13 protein-coding genes and 4 pseudogenes are annotated in these 20,074 nt (G+C 68.2%); 14 read left to right on the forward strand and 3 right to left on the reverse strand.

Features of this window, described 5'->3' with window-relative positions; all coding sequences use genetic code 11:
• Positions 1 to 85 precede the first annotated feature (85 nt).
• On the forward strand, positions 86 to 415 hold the full coding sequence (locus QR64_RS15980; RefSeq protein WP_006554259.1) for a cupin domain-containing protein: 330 nt from the start codon (positions 86 to 88) through the stop codon (positions 413 to 415).
• 94 nt (positions 416 to 509) lie between these two features.
• Here the strand turns inward: QR64_RS15980 and QR64_RS25985 are convergent.
• A pseudogene (locus tag QR64_RS25985) lies at positions 510 to 707 on the reverse strand (ATP-binding cassette domain-containing protein); the annotation flags it as partial.
• A gap of 624 nt (positions 708 to 1,331) precedes the next feature.
• On the reverse strand, positions 1,332 to 2,447 hold the full coding sequence (locus QR64_RS15985; RefSeq protein WP_039586163.1) for a hypothetical protein: 1,116 nt from the start codon (positions 2,445 to 2,447) through the stop codon (positions 1,332 to 1,334).
• Between the two features lie 419 nt (positions 2,448 to 2,866).
• Here QR64_RS15985 and QR64_RS15990 point away from each other — a divergent pair, with 419 nt between their 5' ends.
• The 13 genes and pseudogenes from QR64_RS15990 to QR64_RS16040 all read left to right on the forward strand — a co-directional run.
• Positions 2,867 to 3,130: a heavy-metal-associated domain-containing protein gene (locus tag QR64_RS15990; RefSeq protein WP_037217551.1), complete on the forward strand. Its 264-nt coding sequence runs from the start codon at positions 2,867 to 2,869 to the stop codon at positions 3,128 to 3,130.
• Between the two features lie 865 nt (positions 3,131 to 3,995).
• On the forward strand, positions 3,996 to 6,413 hold the full coding sequence (locus QR64_RS15995) for a phosphoketolase (RefSeq protein ID WP_200886515.1): 2,418 nt from the start codon (positions 3,996 to 3,998) through the stop codon (positions 6,411 to 6,413).
• Positions 6,410 to 9,658 (forward strand): beta-phosphoglucomutase family hydrolase, encoded by a 3,249-nt coding sequence (locus QR64_RS16000; RefSeq protein WP_268814374.1) that lies wholly within the window; start codon positions 6,410 to 6,412, stop codon positions 9,656 to 9,658. Before QR64_RS15995 ends, QR64_RS16000 begins: the two co-directional genes overlap by 4 nt.
• Before the next feature lie 175 nt (positions 9,659 to 9,833).
• Positions 9,834 to 10,076 carry a DUF2892 domain-containing protein gene (locus QR64_RS16005; protein ID WP_039586167.1) on the forward strand — a complete coding sequence of 81 codons (243 nt, stop codon included), beginning with the start codon at positions 9,834 to 9,836 and terminating at the stop codon, positions 10,074 to 10,076.
• Positions 10,073 to 10,351 carry a hypothetical protein gene (locus tag QR64_RS25990; protein WP_084222351.1) on the forward strand — a complete coding sequence of 93 codons (279 nt, stop codon included), beginning with the start codon at positions 10,073 to 10,075 and terminating at the stop codon, positions 10,349 to 10,351. Before QR64_RS16005 ends, QR64_RS25990 begins: the two co-directional genes overlap by 4 nt.
• 99 nt (positions 10,352 to 10,450) lie before the next feature.
• Positions 10,451 to 12,895, forward strand: a complete 2,445-nt coding sequence (locus QR64_RS16010) for a heavy metal translocating P-type ATPase (RefSeq protein ID WP_235367172.1) — start codon at positions 10,451 to 10,453, stop codon at positions 12,893 to 12,895.
• A 56-nt stretch (positions 12,896 to 12,951) separates the two neighbouring features.
• The gene (locus QR64_RS16015; protein ID WP_039586169.1) at positions 12,952 to 14,019 is read left to right on the forward strand and encodes a type II glyceraldehyde-3-phosphate dehydrogenase; all 1,068 of its coding nucleotides are present in this window, start codon (positions 12,952 to 12,954) and stop codon (positions 14,017 to 14,019) included.
• A 261-nt stretch (positions 14,020 to 14,280) separates the two neighbouring features.
• Entirely contained in the window at positions 14,281 to 14,643 is a 363-nt protein-coding gene (locus tag QR64_RS16020; protein ID WP_039586171.1) for a BlaI/MecI/CopY family transcriptional regulator, read from the forward strand.
• On the forward strand, positions 14,640 to 15,569 hold the full coding sequence (locus QR64_RS16025; RefSeq protein WP_039586173.1) for a M56 family metallopeptidase: 930 nt from the start codon (positions 14,640 to 14,642) through the stop codon (positions 15,567 to 15,569). Before QR64_RS16020 ends, QR64_RS16025 begins: the two co-directional genes overlap by 4 nt.
• Positions 15,570 to 15,863: 294 nt before the next feature.
• Positions 15,864 to 16,283 (forward strand): hypothetical protein, encoded by a 420-nt coding sequence (locus tag QR64_RS16030; protein ID WP_039586175.1) that lies wholly within the window; start codon positions 15,864 to 15,866, stop codon positions 16,281 to 16,283.
• 108 nt (positions 16,284 to 16,391) lie between these two features.
• Positions 16,392 to 17,504 (forward strand): annotated as a pseudogene (locus tag QR64_RS16035) (PLP-dependent cysteine synthase family protein).
• Positions 17,501 to 17,738, forward strand: a pseudogene (locus QR64_RS28005) (MFS transporter); the annotation flags it as partial. The pseudogenes QR64_RS16035 and QR64_RS28005, both read left to right, overlap by 4 nt.
• A 1-nt stretch (position 17,739) precedes the next feature.
• Positions 17,740 to 18,805, forward strand: a pseudogene (locus tag QR64_RS16040) (MFS transporter); the annotation flags it as partial.
• 338 nt (positions 18,806 to 19,143) lie between these two features.
• Here the strand turns inward: QR64_RS16040 and QR64_RS16045 are convergent.
• On the reverse strand, positions 19,144 to 19,917 hold the full coding sequence (locus QR64_RS16045) for a M23 family metallopeptidase (RefSeq protein ID WP_235367175.1): 774 nt from the start codon (positions 19,915 to 19,917) through the stop codon (positions 19,144 to 19,146).
• Positions 19,918 to 20,074: the final 157 nt, after the last annotated feature.

The raw sequence follows: 20,074 nt of genomic DNA on the forward strand, positions 1-20,074 counted from the left end.
AGGAGCGTCCTTGCAGTCAGAACTCCGGTCCGCGGTCTGCGGGAAGAAGGACAAGCCGGCTGGGTAGAGACGGTAGAAAAAGGGCATGAAGAAGCTGTCGCTGATCGCCGTCGCCCGCCACCTGCGGTCTCACGCCGCCACCGCGTCCAGTGGCCGCAGTGCCGAAACCGTATACGGCGGTCACGACCAGGTGCTGCGCCAGACCCTCATCGCCCTGCAACAGGGACGATCGATGGGGGAACACGACAGCCCCGGCGAGGGAACGGTGTACGTGCTGCACGGGCGCATCCGTCTCAGCACTGGTGACACCTCCTGGGACGCAAGAACTGGAGATCTGGTCATCATTCCCCGCGCCCGGCACCGGATCGACGCCTGCGAAGACAGCACGGTGCTGCTCACCGTCGCGAAGACCTGATCGGGCGAGCCGGACTTTCTCGAAGGAATACCCGTTGGGTGCTTCACCCGTGGTGATCCGCCCACAATGTCGCGGCACCGCCGCTCGCGGCGCTCTTCATCAACGTCGACTTGCCCGAGCCGTTCTCGCCGGTCAACCCGACCACCTCACCGGGCGCGAGCACCAGATCGGTGCCCCGCAGCACTGTGGAACGACGCCGGGCCGGCCACCATCCTCGCCGAAAGCTCTTCTCGACCCCCTCCGCGACCAGCACCGGCCTCGGCGAAGGCCCGGCGGGTTTGGAAACAGCCATCTCACACCTCGGACGATCGCGCCGGCAGGCCACCGTCGATCCCGGCTCGGCACCGCCGTTTTCGATGCCACACCTCGATGATCCACGGTGAGCACACCTACGAGCGACATCTGTCCGTGGCGGGCAGATCTTATGAAGATCTGTTGAAGAAACCCGCCGGCCNCGATACGGCACGCCCACTTCGCCGGGAACCGATACTAGGGCCACCTCGAGCGTCGAGAGTGCCGATTCCGGAAGGAGAGCACAGTGAACATGATGGGCATGATGGACCAGGCGCACCTAGTGCTGCACCAGCTGATGATGTGGTTTCACCAGATGAGTGGAATACCGATGATGAACATGCCGATGTAGAGCACGGCTTTCGCAGAGCGACCCGGTAGCAGGGGAGGGGCTGTTTCAGGGTGGGGCTGCCGCGGTGCTTCCGACGGCGATCCCACGCATCGGGACGGCTGCGCGCCGCGTGAGCCGTCGGCGCCTCCGTGGCTGACACGCTGCGCCGGCGTTTCGCTTTTCCGACGCCGTGGTGCGCTGCGGTGAGGATGCCGCCGCCCCGGCCGCCGCGTGGCCGGTGTCGAGCCACGGGTAGTTGGTCATGTGGTCCGATCCGGCCGTTCCGGGCGCGCCTTACGGTCCGTGCTCATCCGGGTGTTCCTCGTCGCTACGGTCTTCGGTAACTGCTGGCGGCGGAAGCGTCACTCCGGTCGAGGGGGCTGTGGCCGTCGGCGGGCGCGGGGAGAAGCTGACCCCGTTGGGTCGTTCGCCGACCGGCACGGTCGCCACCGCCGAGAGGCTGGGCAGATCGATCACGGACATCGTGTCGTCGTACGTGTTCGTCACCCATGCGCGCGTGCCCGAGGGATCGATCACCACCCCGTGCGGGCCTGCTCCGGTGCCGACGTCGGCGCGGACCGTCATTTCGGTCGTGTCGATCACCGACAGGGTGTTGCCGGGTTGTTGCCGGGTGCCTTGGTCGGCGGAGACCACGGTCTTCTCGTCCGGGGTCAGGTACAGCTGCACGGGCGCGGCCGGCACCGCGATGGTGGCCACTACCGCGCGGGCGGTCAGATCGACCTTGACCACCGCGGCCGGCTCGGTGGTCCCGGTGTACGCGAACCGTCCGTCGGCGGAGACCGCGACCTGGGCCGGGCCGGTGCCGACGGGTACCGCCCCGGTGACCCGATCGGTGGCAGGGTCGATCAGGTGGATCACGCCGGCCTCGGTGTCGGCGACCACGATCACCGAACCTCCTGCCGCGGGCCGCAGCCCGTGGGGCATCCCGCCGAGTTCGATCCGCCCGGCCGGCCGTAAGCCGGAGGCCTCGAACACCGAGACGGTGCCGTCGCCCGCGTCGGTCACATAGACCTTGCCGTTCGGGGCGTCGATCACATGTGCCGGCGCCGAACCCGTGGGCGCGACCGCGCGCACCGCATAGATGGCCGGGTCGATGGCGATCACCCGGTCGTCACCGGTGACCGTGTATACGGTCGTCCCGTCCCGTCCGACCTGGACGTTGTGGGGTGAGTCCACGCCGGTCAGTGTCGTCACCGCCTCGTCGGTGGCCGCGTCCACCACGGTGAGACTGTCCCCTTCCTCGTCGGCGACCCACACCGATCCGGTCACCGTCCCGGCCGGTCCGGACGGTGTCGTCGCTGCGGACGGGGCCGGACCGGGGGCGGGGTCGGCGCCGCCGGAACACCCCGACAGTGTGGTCCCGAGGACCACCGTTGCCGCAAGCGCCATCAGGGAGTGTCTCCCCGACCGGACAAGCGGTCCCCTTGTGGCCGGTCCGCTGGTGGGGTTCATCGCGTACCTCCGGTGTGGTTCGGTCGCGGCCGAGGTCGAGGAGCTTCGAGTGAACGTCATTACCGCCCCGGCGCACCGACCGCTGACGGTCGATATCCCGCGCGGGAGAGAGGTATTCGATCCAGGCTCGCCAGGATAGTCGACGCCGGGACGCTCTCGACCCGGCCCCGACGGCCACGGTTTTGCGAATCGATCGACCAGCCTCGGGCGACGCGTCCGTGGACGCCCACCTCACTCCCCGGGTGCCAAGGTGAAGATTTCCTGAAGAAACCTGCCGAGCCGAATCATATACCCCCCGGGGGTATATGATTCGGGTGTGGGATCACCCCACGGCGTTCGGAGAAAGGACTATGACGATGACGGTCACCACCTACCAGGTTCAGGGAATGACCTGCGGGCATTGCGTATCGTCCGTGAAAACCACTGTCGGCGCAGTGCCCGGCGTGACCGGCGTTGAGGTCGACTTGCAGGCCGGGAGTGTGACGACGACCGGAACCGCAACCACCCAGGCCGTATCCCGCGCCATTACCGACGCAGGTTACGAGATCGTCTCCGCAGATGATGCGGTCGGTCGCTCCTTGCCCATGGCGAGCGGAGCGGGTGGCTGCTGCTGCAGCTGACGACCCGCCCATATCGACCGGCGCACGATGACCCACGCCCGCAGGCGAACACAGCGTTGACCGGGTGGGCATACTCGCTCACCCGGCGCCCCGCCGGCGCCGGGTGAGCCGTCGCCGGCGATCGCTGACCGAACATCAGGTGCGCCGCGGGACGAGCCGGAAGTGCGTGGCACAGAGGCTTCCCGGCTACAGCACTGGTGCGGATTACGCATCAGCCACCTCGCGGGGCACCGTTGAGACTCGTCCCTGTCGGATGACCGGCATGAGGTGGGCGTCCTGTCTGCGAGCGGTCACCGACCGCAGAGCCTGAGGTGGGCAGGCCAACCAACATGCCCGGTGCTCATCAGACCCACCGCGCAGGTGGCGTTGTCCACCGACGGCGGTCTCGAATGCGGACAGCTCCCGTCCGGCCCTTGCAATAGCCGCGGATGACGGGCGGCGACGGCGATCCGGGTTCCCCACCGCCGCCTCCGAGTCAGGAGCGCGCCGCTGATCGACACGAGCAGGTCGATGGCGGCCCGCTTGCCGCGCCGTGGCGGAAAAGTCGGTCGAAGCTTCGCGAGAGGCGCGGGACCACCTCCGGATCTTGATCAAATCTTCATGATTCCTCTATGTCTTCTACCGGTCGATCGGGCACTGTGAGGACCGGATGCACCGCAGCCGCGGTCCGGGACCAGGGGAGAAGCAAACCGCTGCCGATGAGATGCCGCGGTCACCGGGACGCGGATCTGTCGGCACGAAAACCGTTGGCCACCATCTGATCAGATCTTTGTCTACGAACCGGATCCTCTGCGGAGCGGCCGACCGACCGTGGGAGCAGACCCGCAGCGATGTGAGAAAAGAAAGTGGTGCAGTATCCGTGACAATCAACCGGCCGGAAACCTCGCCTTCACTCGACGACGAAGACCTCGAGCGGATCCACGCCTGGTGGCGGGCCGCAAACTATCTGTCGGTGGGTCAGATCTATCTGATGGACAACCCGCTGCTGCGCGAACCTCTGCGGCCGGAGCACATCAAACCGCGACTCCTCGGCCACTGGGGCACCACACCCGGCCTGAACTTCATCTACGCCCATCTCAATCGCGTCATCACCGCCCGCGATCTGAACATGATGTACGTGATGGGTCCCGGCCACGGTGGGCCGGGGCCGGTCGCCGCCGCCTGGCTCGAGGGCACCTACAGCGAGGTATATCCCGATATCTCCCGCGATGAAGACGGCATGCGCCGGTTGTTCACCCAGTTCTCGTTTCCCGGGGGAATTCCCAGCCATGTCGCCCCCGAGACGCCCGGGTCCATTCACGAAGGCGGTGAGCTGGGATATTCCCTGGCCCACGCCTACGGTGCCGCGTTCGACAACCCCGACCTGGTGGTCGCGGTGATTATCGGAGACGGAGAAGCCGAGACGGGCCCCCTGGCAGCGAGCTGGCACTCGAACAAATTCGTCGATCCGTCCAGGGACGGTGCGGTGCTGCCCATCCTGCATCTCAACGGCTACAAGATCGCAAGTCCCACCGTGCTCTCGCGCATCGACCCCGACGAACTCGAATCGCTGCTGCGGGGATACGGTCACACACCGTACTTCGTCGAGGGCGACGATCCCGAACAGATGCACCGGCAGTTCGCCGCCGCGCTCGACCGTGCCCTCGACGATATCGCCGCGATCCGTGCACGGGCGCGCCGCGACGGCGCAGCCGAACGTCCCCGGTGGCCGATGCTGGTGCTGCGGTCCCCGAAGGGATGGACCGGACCGACCGAGGTCGACGGTCACCGCGTCGAAGGATCCTGGCGCTCGCATCAGGTGCCGTTCGGCAATGCGCGCGACGATGCCTCGCACCGAACGGTGCTCGAGCAGTGGTTGCGCAGCTATCGTCCCGAGGAGTTGTTCGATGGGGGCGGCGCACCGTATCCGCAGATCGCCGACCTGCACCCGTCGGGAGACCGGCGCATGAGCGCCAACCCGCACACCAACGGCGGCGGTGGCCTCCGTCCGCTGAAGATGCCGGATTTCCGCCGATATGCGGTCGAGGTCACCGAACCCGGCGCCACTGTCGCCGAGTCGACCCGGATCCTCGGCCACCTGCTGCGCGATGTCATGGCCGAGAACATGACGAGCTTTCGGGTCTTCGCGCCCGACGAGAACAACTCCAATCGGCTCGACGCGGTGCTCGAGGCCACCGACAGGGCGTGGGCTCTGCCGGTCACCGACCTCGACGAGCATCTTGCGCCGGACGGGCGGGTGATGGAGGTGTTGTCCGAGCATCTGTGCCAGGGCTGGCTCGAAGGGTATCTGTTGACCGGACGACACGGGGTGTTCTCCTGCTACGAGGCGTTCGTGCACATCATCGACTCGATGTTCAATCAACACGCCAAGTGGCTCAAGACCACCAACGCCATCGCCTGGCGGTATCCGATACCGTCCTTGAACTACCTGCTGACCTCGCACGTGTGGCGCCAGGACCACAACGGGTTTTCTCATCAGGACCCGGGATTCATCGATCACGTGGTGAACAAGAAGGCCGACGTGGTGCGGGTCTATCTGCCGCCGGATGCGAATACGCTCCTGTCGGTGGCCGATCACTGCCTGCGCAGTCGCCAGTACGTCAACGTCATCGTCGCCGGCAAGCAGCCACAACTGCAGTACCTGTCCGTCGATGATGCGATCGCCCACTGCACCAAGGGGATCGGGATCTGGGGGTGGGCCGGGACCGACTGCGGTCGCGAACCCGACATCGTCTTCGGCTGCGCCGGTGACGTGCCGACCTTGGAAACGCTCGCCGCCGTGGACATCCTGCGCCGGTTGTTCCCCGAGTTGGCGATCCGGGTGGTCAACGTCGTGGATCTGATGCGTCTGCAACACGCCGACGACCATCCCCACGGGCTCTCCGACGCCGACTTCGACGCATTGTTCACCCGGACCACGCCGGTCGTGTTCGCCTACCACGGCTATCCCTGGCTGATCCACCGGCTGACCTACAAACGCACCAATCACGCCAACCTGCACGTGCGGGGATACATCGAGGAGGGCACCACCACCACCCCGTTCGATATGTGTGTGCTCAACCGGATCGACCGGTTCCATCTGGCGATCACCGCGTTGGATCTGTTGCCCCACCTGCGCGACGCTGCCGCCCATGCCCGTGAACAACTGAAAAACACTTTGATCGCACACCGCCAGTACATCCGGCGCCACGGCGAGGACATGCCCGAGATTCGGAACTGGCGGTGGAACGCCCCTACAGACGACCCGTGCGAGGCGGTGTCGCCGGTTCAGGACATCCCGTGAGCGGCCCCGACTCGGCCCTGTCGAAGGACCACAGCGCTCCTGTGCACGCCGCGCCCACCCTCCCGGCGGAATCGGACGGACGGATCCGCCCGGAAGGTCATGCGCACTACCCTTACGCTGCCGTACTTTTCGACATGGACGGGGTGCTCGTCGATACCGCGGACCTGCATGCACGGGCATGGAAGGAGACGTTCGACGAGACACTACGCGACCCGCGCGTCGGGGCGGCGCAAACTCCGTTCGATGCCGCCGTGGAGTACCGCCGCTATGTCGACGGCAGGCCGCGCTCGGACGGTGTCGCGACGTTTCTTGCCGCGCGGGGAATCAGCCTTCCCCCCGGCGCCCCCGACGACCCGGAGGACGCGTGGACCGTCCACGCGATCGGTAACCGGAAAAACAGCCGCTACCACACGCTGCTGGCCGAACAGGGAGTGCCCGTGTTCCCCGGCACCCTCGCGCTGCTGCAACGCCTGCGCCTCGGCGGGGTCGCCACCGCAGTGGTCACCAGCAGCGGCAATGCCACCACCGTGCTGTCCGCCGCCGCCCTGGACACGATGTTCGACGTGGTCGTCGACGGTACGGTCGCCGCCGAGCGGGATCTGCCGGGCAAACCGGATCCGGCGGTGTTTCTCCATGCTGCACGGCTGCTCGGGGTGCCGCCCAGTCGAGCGGTCGTCGTCGAAGATGCCGGATCCGGTATCGAGGCGGCCCGGCGGGGCGGCTTCGCCCTGGTGGTGGGCATCGATCGCGGTGGCAACCGCCGGCTCCTCGAGGCCGCGGGCGCGGACCTGGTGCTCGGTGACGTGTCGGAGTTGGACCTCGGTGCAGTACGCACCGATCCGTGGCAGTTGATCTACCGCGGCTTCGATCCCGCGCACGAGGGCCACCGGGAGGTATTGACCGCCCTCGGGAACGGATACATGGGTGTGCGGGGTGCCGCCCCCGAACGCCGGGCCGACGGCACCCATTACCCGGGAACGTATCTCGCGGGCGTCTACAACCGGCTCACCAGTTCCGTGCATGGGCGGAGGGTCGAAGACGAGCATTTGGTCAACACCGCCGACTGGCTGTGGCTCGATGTGCGGATCGAAACCGGACCGTGGTGGTCCGAGGGCGGTCTGATCGTCGAGGACGAGCGGCGGGTGCTGGATCTGCGGCGGGCACTGCTGATCCGCGAGGTGCGCCTGCGCGACGGGCAGGGACGGCGTCTGCAGGTGCGGCAACGACGCGTGGTCTCGATGCAGCGCTTCCATCTGGCCGCGCTCGAGACGACGCTGACCCCCCTCGGCTGGAGCGGCACGCTGACCCTGAGATCCGGCATCGATCCCACGGTGACCAACTCGAATGTCGCGGACTATGCAGCCCTGGCCCATCGGCACCTGACCGCGACCACGATTCGGCACGTCCAGCCCGATGTGCTGCTGGTACAGACCTACACCAGCCAGAGTCGCATCCGGATCGCGACGGCGGTACGCACCCGCGTGCGCGCCGGGGACGTGCGGGGCAGAGACACCGATACGACCGCCGGCATCCCCGCTCACCAGTTCCGTCTCGAGGTTCACCACGACCACCCGGTGGTGGTCGACAAGATCGCCGCGATCGCCACCTCCAAGGACGCGGCCATCGCGTCGCCGGGATCGAGTGTTCTCGGGGAACTCGACCGCGTCCCCGGCGGGGTGACCGAGCTGCTTCCGGGGCACGAGGCGGCGTGGCGGCGACTGTGGGATCGGTTCCGCGTCCAACTCGACACCGACCGGGAACTTCAGTTGGTGCTGAACCTGCACCTGTTTCACCTGATGCAAACCGTCAGCCCGCACAGCGAGGACCTCGACACCGGTGTTCCGGCCCGCGGGTTGAACGGTGAGGGCTACCGCGGCCATGTCTTCTGGGACGAGCTGTTCGTCCTGCCGGTGATCACCACCCACCTGCCCGCGGTGACCCGGTCGCTGCTGGACTATCGGTGGCGACGTCTCGACACCGCCCGCGACGCCGCCGCCCGCGCCGGACTTGCCGGCGCGTTGTTTCCCTGGCAGAGCGGCAGCGACGGACGGGAGGAAACCCCCACCCAGCTCTACAATCCGCGCTCGGAACGCTGGATGCCCGACAACTCCCGCCGTCAACGACACGTCGGCTTGGCGGTGGCCTACAACGCCTGGCAGTACTACCAGAGCACCGGTGACCGGGTGTGGCTCACCGACCGCGGCGGTGAACTGCTGATCGAGGTGGCCCGCCTGTTCACGTCCCTGGCCGAGCACGACCCGGAGGAGGACCGGTTCCACCTTTCCGGGGTGATGGGCCCCGACGAATACCACGACGGGTATCCCGAGGCCCCCGGTCTCGGTGTCCGCGACAATGCCTACACGAATGTGATGGCCGCCTGGGTGTGTCACCATGCGGCCGCGACGGTGGCGGAGCTGGCCGGCACCGACGGTGACGAACTGCTCGACCGGCTCGGCGTCGACCCCGAGGAGATGACGCGATGGCGACATCTGAGCCGTCGCATCGCGGTGCCGTTCCATGACGGGCTGATCAGCCAGTTCGACGGATACGACCGGCTTTCCGAGTTCGACTGGCCTCGCTATCGGCGCACCTACGGCAACATCGGCCGCCTCGATCTGATCCTGGAATCCGAAGCAGACACCACCAACCGCTACAAGCTCGCCAAACAGGCAGATGTGCTGATGCTGCTGTATCTGCTGGGACCGACCGAGCTGCTGTCGATACTCGCCCGGCTCGGCTACGACGTCACCGCCGAGCAGCTGACCCGCACCGTCGACTACTACCTGGCCCGCACCGCACACGGGTCGACCCTGAGCCGGGTCGTACACGCCTCGGTGCTGGCCCGGATCGATCCTGCCCGCGCCTGGGGCGTCTTCCGGGAAGCGCTGATCGCCGATCTGGACGACACGCAGGGCGGCACCACCCGCGAAGGCATCCACCTGGGCGCGATGGCCGGCACCGTCGACATCGTCACCCGCTCGTTCGCCGGAGTCCGCTTCGAGTCGGACCGTCTGGTGCTCACCCCGCAGATGCCCCCCGAAATCCGGCAACTGCAATTCCGACTGCACTACCGGGGCCACCGCATCGACGTGCGCCTCGACGAGAGCACGCTGTACCTGACCGCCCATCGCTGCACCGCCACCGCGGTCACCGTCGACGTGGACGGAGCACACCGCACCCTCGGTGGGGGACAGACGCTGCAGTTCCCGCTGCAGCGGCACCCGACGACAAGGATCCGCCGATGAACTCCCAGCGCACAAGACACCGCGCCCTCGGACCGAAGACGCGGGCCATGCGGCACGACATCTTCATCAAACCCTCATCCGATACGCACCGAATCTACGTACCCCCCGACGAGGATGAAGGCAAGCAGCAAGCCCGGGGAATCTGCCCCGGCTCACCGGCGAAGGAGCGGTTGTGATGGCACGTCGATGGTCGTTGAACATCACCCCGGCCGAACGCATCGGTCGCATCGTTGTGGGAGCGGCCGCGATTACCGCCGGGATCGTCCTGCTGTTCCAGTCCCCGGGCCTCGGAGTGGCCGCACTGGAAGTACTGCTGATCCTGGCCGGTCTCGACCTTGCGGTGACCGGAGCCTTGGGGCACTGCCCGCTCTACGCCGCACTCGGCTACCAGCCCAAGTCGTTGAGAGGTGCCCGATGACCGACCCCCGCGAGATGCCCGACCGTCGGCACTCGCCCCACGAACACTCCGAACCGGCCCCCGCGCGTGCCGGGCGAATGCGTCGAGCTCTCGGACACCGCGCGATGATGGTGATTTGCTGTATCCCCATGTTGGCGATCGCCATTGCGCTGGTGGCCACCGGCACGGTGGGCGTCGGTGCCCTGGTGTTCGCCGGGGCCTGCGTGCTGATGATGGCGATGATGATGGGCGGCCCCGGCCACGGAGGCCACGGAGGCCACGGATCGGGCCGCTAACTGCGTTCGGCTCTTCGGTTGCTTTCCCTGACCCTCCAATGCGCCTTTCGCAATGCGTATTCCATCGACCGTCCGGAGAACACCATGTCCTCGAACACCGTGACAAACAGAAACGAACGCACCGCCGTACTCGAGGTCGGTGGCCTGCACTGGGCGACCTCGGCGGCGGTGGTGCAGTCCACCTTGCTCCGCCGACCCGGCGTCCTTGCTGTCGAGGCCAACGCGGTGAACCAGACCGCGACCGTCACCTACGACCCGGCCGTGACCTCGGTGGCGACCCTGACCGACTGGGTACGGGACTGCGGATACCACTGCGAGGGCAAGTCGGTGCCGTCGCACCTGTGCGACCCGCAGGAGGAACCGCGCGAACACACCGCTCACCCCTCTGCCGCCCACCCCTCTGCCGGACAGGACGACCACGCCGCGCACGACGACCACGCCGCGCACGACGACCACGCCGCCCACACGCCCCAGCAGTTGATGGGCCACGGCGGGCACGCCGGGATGTCGATGGACGCGATGGTGCGCGACATGCGCAACCGCTTCCTCGTGGCGGCACTGCTGTCGATCCCGATCCTGCTGTGGTCGCCGATCGGGCGGGAGGTACTCGGGTTCACCGTGGCGGCACCGTTCGGCCTACGCGACGACGTCTTCTCGCTGCTGTTGTCGATTCCGGTGGTCTTCTACTCGTCGTGGATCTTCTTCGACGGCGCCTACCGCGCCCTCAAGGCCCGAACCCTGGACATGATGGTGCTCGTCGCCGTCGCGGTCGGCACCGGCTGGCTCTACAGCGTGGGCGTGACCCTGACCGGCGGCGGCGAGGTGTTCTACGAGGCCGCCACGGTGCTGGCCAGCTTCGTGCTGCTCGGGCACTGGTTCGAGATGCGCGCGCGCGGCGGCGCCAACGACGCCATCCGCACCCTGCTCGAACTCGCCCCACCCCGGGCGGTGGTGCTGCGCGGCGGTGAGCCGGTGGACATCCCCACCACCGAGGTCGTGGTCGGAGACCTGCTGCTGATCCGGCCGGGGGCGAAGATCCCGGTCGACGGGGTCGTCGAGAACGGCCACTCCGAGGTCGACGAATCCATGGTCACCGGTGAGTCCCTGCCGGTCACCAAGACCGAAGGCTCCGGCGTGATCGGTGCGTCGATCAACACCACCGGCACCCTGCGGGTGAGGGCGACCAAGGTCGGCTCCGACACCGCCCTGGCCCAAATCGTCGCCCTCGTCCAAGAAGCGCAGAACTCGAAGGCCCCCGGTCAGCGCCTGGCCGATCGGGCCGCGTTCTGGCTGGTCTTCGTCGCCCTGGTCGGCGGCGTGGGCACCTTCCTGGTGTGGTGGCTGCTCGACGGGGACGTACAGATGGCGCTGCTGTTCGCCATCACCGTCGTGGTGATCACCTGCCCCGACGCGCTCGGGTTGGCGACCCCGACCGCGATCATGGTCGGGACCGGCCTCGGCGCCAAGCGCGGCGTGCTGTTCAAGAACGCCACCGCTCTCGAAACCTCGGCCCGGATCGACACCGTCGTGATGGACAAGACCGGCACCTTGACCAAAGGCGAGCCGGAGGTCACCGACGTCGTCGTCGAAGGTCTGCCCGAGGACGAACTCTGGACGCTGGTGACAGCGGTCGAACGCGAATCCGAACATCCCCTCGCGGGCGCAATCGTGCGCCATGCGACCGAGCGCGGCATTCCCGCCGTCTCGGTAGAGAACTTCCGCAACGTGCCCGGCCACGGCGCGGTCGCCGAGGTGACCGGCCGGCGGGTAGCAGTGGGCAACCGCAAACTCATGGTGGCCGAGAACGTCGACTTCGGCGCGCTGATGGACCGACGCGACGAGCTCGCCGCGACGGGGCGTACTGCCGTGCTCGTCGCGGTCGACGGCCGCGGCGTCGGGGTGATCGCCCTGGCCGACGCCGCCCGGGAAACCTCGGCCGAGGCGGTGGCGTCGCTGCACGAGCTCGGTATCGAGGTGGTCATGCTCTCCGGCGACAACGAAGCGACCGCCCGGCGCATCGCCGGACAGCTGGGCATCGACACCGTCATCGCCGAGGTGCTGCCCGCCGACAAGGCCGACAAGATCGCCGAACTGCAACGCGGCGGCAAGAAGGTCGCCATGGTCGGCGACGGGGTCAACGACGCCCCCGCGCTCGCGCAGGCGGATCTGGGCATCGCGATCGGCGCCGGCACCGACGTCGCCATCGAAACCGCCGACCTGGTGCTGATGCGTTCGGACCCACTCGATGTGCCGATCGCGTTGCGCATCGGCCGGGGCACTCTGCGCAAGATGCGGCAGAACCTCGGCTGGGCGGTCGGCTACAACGTCATCGCCCTGCCGATCGCCGCCGGCGTGTTCGAACCCGCCTTCGGGCTGGTGCTGCGCCCGGAGATCGCGGCGCTGTCGATGTCCGGCTCGAGCCTGATCGTCGCGGTCAACGCCTTGATGCTCAAACGACTCGAGCTTCCCCGCCAGGCCGGCGCGGCCGCATCGGAGGCACCGGTGGCAGCCGCGCCGCCCCGAGTCGGGGACACGACCGGATAGCGGCGCTCGCGGCGATCCATACAACCATTCAACAACCGACCCGAAGGAGGATATCGATGCCCGCACCGATACGAGTGGCCGTGACAGGATACGGAGTCATCGGCAAGCGAGTCGCCGATGCGGTCCGGGCCATGCCCGATATGCATCTGGTCGGAGTGGCCGATGTTGCCACCGACTGGCGGATCCGCACCGCCGCGGAACTCGGCATTCCGATATTTGCGGCCGGCGAGTCCGCCCGGCACGCGATGACCAGCGCCGGCATTCCGGTGCTCGGCACCCTCGAAGACCTGCTCGGCCAGGTGGACGTCGTTGTGGACGCCACACCGAAGAAGGTGGCCGCCGCCGCTCTTCCCCTCTACCGTCGGGCCGGGGTGAAGGTGATCCTGCAGGGCGGTGAATCGCATGCCACGACCGGTCATTCCTTCGTCGCACAGGCGAATTACGCCAGCGCCGTGGGCCGGGAGAGCACGCGGGTGGTCTCGTGCAACACCACCAGCATCGTGCGGGTCCTCGGGGCATTGGAGGCGGCGGATCTGCTGGCCAGCGCGCGGGGCACACTGATCCGGCGCGCCACCGATCCCGGCGAGTCCCACCTGGGTGGGGTAATGAACACGATCGTTCCCGAGTCGTCCATTCCCTCCCATCAAGGACCGGACGCGCGAACCGTCCTGCCGAATCTCGACGTGGTGACCATGGCCGCCAAGGCCGCGCACACCCAAACCCACAACCATTACTGGAGCCTGCGACTGCGCCGACGCAGCAGCCGCGACGAGGTCCTCGCTGCCCTGCACGCTGCCCCGCGGATCGCCTTCGTCACCATGGCGGAGGGACTGGTGGCGTTGAACACCACCGTCGAACTGATGCGGGATCTGGGGAGACCGCGAGGCGATATGTGGGAGGTTGCGGTGTGGGAGGACGTGGTGACCGTCGACGGAGACGAGGCCTACCTCACCTATCAGGTATTCAACGAAGCGATCGTCATACCGGAATCGATCGACGCGATCCGAGCGGTAACCGGCACCGTCCACGACGGCGCCGCCTCCATCGCCCTCACCGATGAGGTTCTCGGAATGCGTCGACAGTTCCTACCGTCCCTGTCCTCACCGACACCGCCCCCTGCGTAGCAGGCCTGCTCGTTGCACTGACTCGTTGCACTGACTCGTTGCGCTGACTCGTTGTACTACTGCCGAGGCAGGTGGGAGGAACGAGTGCCCGGCACCTGATGGAGGCCGCCACGCCGGTCCGCCGACGTCGCCTCGGCACTTAGGCGATACGCATCCGACCATCGCACGGTAAATTTCCCGCATGGTTGAATTCGAGAGGAACGAGGAATAGGGACCACGCTGGGAACGTGTGGTAGCCGGCGAGTATCTCCGAGGGGAGCCATGCAGCGATTGGGCGGTCTCGAGGCCGAGGTGATGAACGAGTTGTGGTCCACCGACGAGCCGCAGTCGGTACACGATCTCGTCGAACGCCTGAGCGGCCGCAAACAGCTCGCCTACACCACCATCTTGACCGTGGTGACCCACCTGCACGACAAGGGCTGGGTGCAGCGGGAAAAGCGCAGCCGGGCCTACTTCTATTCACCGTCGTGCAGTCGCGAGGAAGCCACATCCCAGGCCTTGCGGGCATTGCTCGACAGCAGCGCCGACCCCAGCGCCGTGCTGCTGCACTTCGCCAAGACGGTGACCGACCCGGAATTCGATGCGCTGCGTCGCGGACGCACCGGTGGGCCCGCGGACCGATGACTCTGGCGGTAATTCTCCTCGTCGGCGCCGCTCTGATCGCAGTGGCAGCGCCGACGTTGCTGCGACCCCTGACCGACACGTCCCTGCCACCGAGGACGGTGCTGGCGGCATGGCTCGGCAGTATCGGCGGGGCCGTGTTCTTCGGTGCCTCCGCGGTGGCCGTCTCGCTCTGGCCCGAGCATGCGCCCGCCGAATCGGCCGTCGAGACGCTGGTGCGGTGTTGGTCGGCGCTCTCGCACACCGCAGCACCAGGGATCACCGCGGCGGTCGCCGGCGCTGTCACCGTTGCTCTGGCCCTCGCGGTGATCCGCACCACCGTCGTGGGTCGGCGCCGCACCCGGGAGTCGAGCCGGGTGCGGACCTATCACCGTGAGGTGGTGGCGATCGTGGCGCGGTCGCGAGGCGATGTCATGTGGCTCGATCACCCACTGCCGATGGCCTACAGCGTCGCCGGTCGCCCCGGCTTCGTGGTGGCCACCGAAGGGCTGTCGGCGTGCCTGAGCGCCGGCGAACGCGAAGCCGTTCTTGCCCACGAGCGTGCCCATCTGCGGGGCCGACACCACCGCATCGTCAACGTGTGCCATGTTCTGGCCGAGGTGTTTCCACGCGTGCCACTGTTCGCCGCAGCGCCGATCGCGGTGACCACGCTCGTCGAGCTCACCGCGGATCAACATGCCGCCCGGGTCACCAGCTCCGCCACGGTCCGGTCGGCGTTGACGGCGGTGTCGGCGTCGACTCTGCCGCGGCCCGCAGGGACACTGGGGTTGAGTAACGACACGTCGCTGCGGTTGTGGAAGCTGCGCATCGAAGGTCGGGCGCGCTGGCCCTGGCTGTCCTGCGCGGCAATGGGCACGGTGTCCATGGTGGGCCCGATCTTCACGGTCCTGGTGGGCGCCGGCGTGGTGTCCGCGCTCGTGTGTACCTGAACCGCCCCCGAGTTCCGCGGAAATGCTGGTCCCGGCCGTCCCCGGGATGCGGCCACTTCTGAGCCTGCGCCGAGGACGTGGGCGGCTGCCCGAGATAGGCGCCGACACCGCTCCCACGACCCCGAACGCATCGGGGTCGGCGTGTTCGCGGGCCGGGCGCCCGGCCCGGCACCGACCGTGCCCGAGAAGGCAGGGGAAGGGGTGCCGGTCGACCGCTGCTGCCCTGGGGGTTCGGCCGGCTCGATGCCTGGGCCAACCGATCGGCCCGTTTTGCGCTGCTACAGTCAGGAAGTTGTGAGCGCCGTTGCGATACGCCCCCCGCGTACGCGGACGGTCATCGCCGTCGCTGCTGTTCTGTATCTGCTGGGGCACACCATCGCCCAATGCGGCCTGTTCCTCGCCCACGATCACGACACGGACGTGCACGTGGTGACCACCTCGACCGCGGTCGCCGCGGAGGAGCACGCCCCCGGGCACGCGCACATCGAGCAGGGCGAGCACCGCCCTCACGAGGGGCACACCGTCGTCGCCATGCCCCGGTCGGACAATCCGCTGCGCCCGTTGGGTACCGCCGTCGTGCTCGCTCTGGTCGCCCTCGTGGTGATGATGGCGCTGATGCCGGCCACCTTGGCCGCCCGTGCCCCACCGGATCCGATACCCCGCGCCCGATCCGGGCGCACCATTCTCAACACTCTCTGTATCAATCGGTGCTGATCGGCAGCCCGCAGGCCACCTCGGGGATCGTCCCTGGTGGCCCGCTCCGCGCTGCCCGTCACCGATGTACTGCGCCCGTCGCAGTCCGATACAGGGATCACACCTCACATGACCAGTGCTGTTCACTCCACATTCGCGGTATCGTCCTCCGCGCACCTGCTGACCACCGCCCTCCGCTGTCTCCAGCCCTCCACCATGGTCGGCAACACCCCCGTCCTGTGGATCGGGGAGCCGTTCGCCGGCACCGGACGCGGTTTCTGGGCCAAGCTCGAAGGCAGTAATCCGGGCGGAATGAAGGACCGGCCCGCCCTGCACATGGTCGAACGGGCCAAGGCCCGTGGCGACCTCGCGCCCGGGGCGATGATCATCGAATCCACCAGCGGCACCCTCGGCCTGGGTTTGGCCCTGGCCGGGATCACCCACCACCATCCGGTCACCCTGGTCACCGACCCCGGCCTCGAGCCGATCGTGCACCGGATGCTCGCCGCGTACGGCGCCACCGTCGAACTGGTCACCGAGCCGCACCCGAGCGGCGGCTGGCAACAGGCGCGTCGGGACAAGGTCGCCGAGCTGCTCGGCGCGCACCCCGGCTCCTGGTGCCCCGATCAATACACCAACCCGGACAACGTCGACGCCTACGAATCCCTCGCCCTGGAACTGGCCGCCCAGCTCGGCCGCGTGGACGTGCTGGTCTGCTCGGTGGGCACCGGCGGACACTCGGCCGGGGTGGCCCGGGTGCTGCGCCGGTTCTGCCCGGAGTTGAAACTGGTCGGGGTCGACACCGTCGGTTCGACGATCTTCGGCCAACCCGCCCACACCCGGCTCATGCGCGGACTCGGGTCGAGCATCTACCCCGACAACATCGATTACCCGGCCTTCGACGAGGTGCACTGGGTGGCCCCGCACGAGGCGGTTTGGTCCTGCCGCACCCTGGCGGCGACCCACCACGCCAGCGGCGGATAGAGTGTCGGGGCGGTGGCGCTGGCGGCTGGGTGGATCGCCCGCACCAGCGCCCCGGAGACCCGGGTGGCGGCGATCTTCCCGGACGGTCCGCAACGCTACTTCGACACCATCTACAACGACGACTACTGCGCCGAGCACGGCCTGCTCGAGGCCAACCCGCCCACCGCGCCGGCCACCATCGACCATCCGACCGACCAGGTCGTGTCGTCGTGGACCCGGTGCGCCACCGTCATCGACCCCACCGAAGGCGTGTCATGACCGCCCTGGTGGCCCAGTTCCGCAGCTTCGACCGGCCCGCGCAGGTGCTGATGGTCAACCAGTTCTCCATCAACATCGGTTTCTACATGCTCATGCCCTATCTGGCGGGATACCTCGCCGGTCCGCTGGGGTTGGCGGCGTGGGCGGTCGGGCTGGTGCTGGGGGTGCGGAACTTCTCCCAGCAGGGCATGTTCCTGGTCGGCGGCACCCTCGCCGATCGGCTCGGGTACAAGCNTCTTTTGCGGGTGGCCGGGTTCGGGCTGCTCGCCGCCGTCGAATCCCTCCCGGCAATCCTGATCGCCTCGGTGGCCACCGGTTTCGCCGGGGCGCTGTTCAACCCGGCGGTGCGTGCCTACCTCGCCGCCGACGCCGGTGCGCGGCGCGTGGAGGCGTTCGCGGTGTTCAACGTCTTCTACCAGGCCGGGATCCTGCTCGGCCCGTTGGTCGGGCTCGCCCTGACCACCCTCGACTTCCGGGTCACCGCGCTGGCGGCAGCGGCGGTGTTCGCCGTGTTGCCGGTGGTGCAGATCTGGGCGCTGCCCGCCCACCGCGCCGCCCCGGTCACCGGAAAGACCTCGGTGCTCGAGGACTGGCGGGTCATCGCCGCGAACCGCCCGTTCGTGCTGTTCGCGGTCGCGATGATCGGGTCCTATGTGCTCTCCTTCCAGGTGTATCTGGCGCTGCCGCTGCAAGCGGCGCGGATCGTCGGCGGCGCTCGCTCCGACACCGTGCTGGTGACCTCTTTGTTCGTGGTGTCCGGGATCGTCGCGATCGCCGGGCAGCTGCGGATCACTTCCTGGTTCGCTCGCCGTTGGGGATCGGGGCGCAGTCTGGTGATCGGCATGCTGATCATGGCGTCCGCGTTCGTGCCGTTGGTGCTGGTCCCCAGCCCGGAGGTACTGGGCGGCGCGGTCGCGGCCGGTGCGCTGATTCTCACTGCCGCGCTGCTGGCCGTGGGCACTGCGGCGGTGTTCCCGTTCGAGATGGACACCGTCGTCGCCCTCGCCGGTGGCCGGTTGGTGGCCACCCACTACGGGTTCTACAACACGATCGTCGGCATCGGCATCCTGGTGGGCAACCTCGGTACCGGTGTGGTGTTCGGGTGGCTCAGCGGTGCGGGGCTGGGCTCGTTGATCTGGGTGGCGCTCGCCGGTGTCGGCGTCCTCTGTGTCGCCGCCCTGTTCGTCCTGGATCGCTCCGGGCGGCTGCGTCCCCCACCGGAGGATGCCCCCGCCGCCGCGCAGCCGGACACCGAGGACACCGATCCGGCGGACATCGGTGAGGTACGCGCTCGCTCCTGACCCGACCCCCGGCCGAGTTGCGTGGTCACGTACCCCCATCCCGCTCCCTCGACGCAAACTGCGTCGAGGGAGCGGGGNTGGACCGAGAGGCAACTGCGCCGAGGGGCCTGTCCGAGCGGGTCGTCCCGGCCGTCCCGTCCGCCGGCCGTCGGTCTGTCCCGCCGAGACTTGCCGGCGCAGACCGGGGGCGCAGGGGAGCAGAACACGCCGGGCGCCGGTGGGGGATGGCCGCCGGGCCGCCAGGACGAAGGCCGGTTCACCAATGCGTGATGCCGAGCCCGCCCCCTGGGTGGGACGAAGACTCGGCATCACTGGAGCGATCTACTTCGCCCGGTGCGTTAGGTACGCGAGAGGTCGGTCTGGGCGACACCTCGCGCGGCCAGCCACTGGATCGGATCGACCTTCGTTCCGTCCGGGTTGGTGGTTTCGAAGTGCAGATGAGGCCCGGTGGACTCGCCGCGGTTTCCGACGGTGGCGATCTGCTCGCCGGCCTGTACCTGTTGACCGACCGAGACCAGGGTTTCGTTGATGTGCCCGTAGGTGCTCGTCGAACCGTCGTCGTGCCGGATCTGGACCCACAGACCGAACCCGGAGGCCGGACCGGAATCGGTCACGGTGCCGGCCGCGGCCGCATACACCGGTGTGCCGATGCTGTTGGCGATGTCGAGACCGGCGTGGGTGGTGCCCCATCGGGGACCGAAGGGTGAGGTCACCGTTCCTGCGACCGGCGCGACCGCGAGCGGCTGCGGCAACCACGACGATGCGGTGATCGGCGGAACGGTGGCCGCGGCCGATGCGGGCGCCGCCACCGTCTCCTTGCCCGGGATGATCTCGGGACTCGAGGGTGGACTCGGGACCGGGGCCTGCTCGGTGACCGGGGCGTGGTCCGGCGCAGGGTGCAGGTGGTGCTCGGCGGCGAACCGGTCGACGGTGGCGCCGACTTCGGGCAGGGCCGCCACGGCTGCCGGCAAGGCGGCTGCCACGGCTGCCGGCAGGGGCATCGGGGTGGAGGCGGGAGCCGGTGCGTCGTGGCTCGCCCCGGCGGGGTGCGCTCCGGCCGCGGCCGGGGCGGCGAGCTGTGAGCCCACCGCCAAAAATGCCCCGGTGGCCACCGCGGAAGCCCAGACGGTGTGCGTCGTACGCGCGGGCTGCGCCCGGTGGCGGCCGGGTCCCGACTGCGACTGAAATGTCTCGTTTGCATTACGGACATGTGCGGTTCGGCTGGAGGTGGATAGGTGGTGTCGTCCCACTGAAGTACTCCCTGACGTG

This window comes from Rhodococcus sp. Chr-9 (assembly GCF_000801125.1).
GTDB lineage: Bacteria > Actinomycetota > Actinomycetes > Mycobacteriales > Mycobacteriaceae > Rhodococcus > Rhodococcus pyridinivorans.

Bases quoted from the DNA above. Each gene is read 5' to 3' on its own strand.
- QR64_RS16020 (WP_039586171.1), top strand. From the start codon at position 14,281: ATGCAGCGATTGGGCGGTCTCGAGGCCGAGGTGATGAACGAGTTGTGG.
- QR64_RS16005 (WP_039586167.1), top strand. From the start codon at position 9,834: ATGGCACGTCGATGGTCGTTGAACATCACCCCGGCCGAACGCATCGGT.
- QR64_RS15980 (WP_006554259.1), top strand. From the start codon at position 86: ATGAAGAAGCTGTCGCTGATCGCCGTCGCCCGCCACCTGCGGTCTCAC.
- QR64_RS15990 (WP_037217551.1), top strand. From the start codon at position 2,867: ATGACGGTCACCACCTACCAGGTTCAGGGAATGACCTGCGGGCATTGC.
- QR64_RS16025 (WP_039586173.1), top strand. From the start codon at position 14,640: ATGACTCTGGCGGTAATTCTCCTCGTCGGCGCCGCTCTGATCGCAGTG.
- QR64_RS16015 (WP_039586169.1), top strand. From the start codon at position 12,952: ATGCCCGCACCGATACGAGTGGCCGTGACAGGATACGGAGTCATCGGC.
- QR64_RS25990 (WP_084222351.1), top strand. From the start codon at position 10,073: ATGACCGACCCCCGCGAGATGCCCGACCGTCGGCACTCGCCCCACGAA.
- QR64_RS15985 (WP_039586163.1), bottom strand. From the start codon at position 2,447: ATGGCGCTTGCGGCAACGGTGGTCCTCGGGACCACACTGTCGGGGTGT.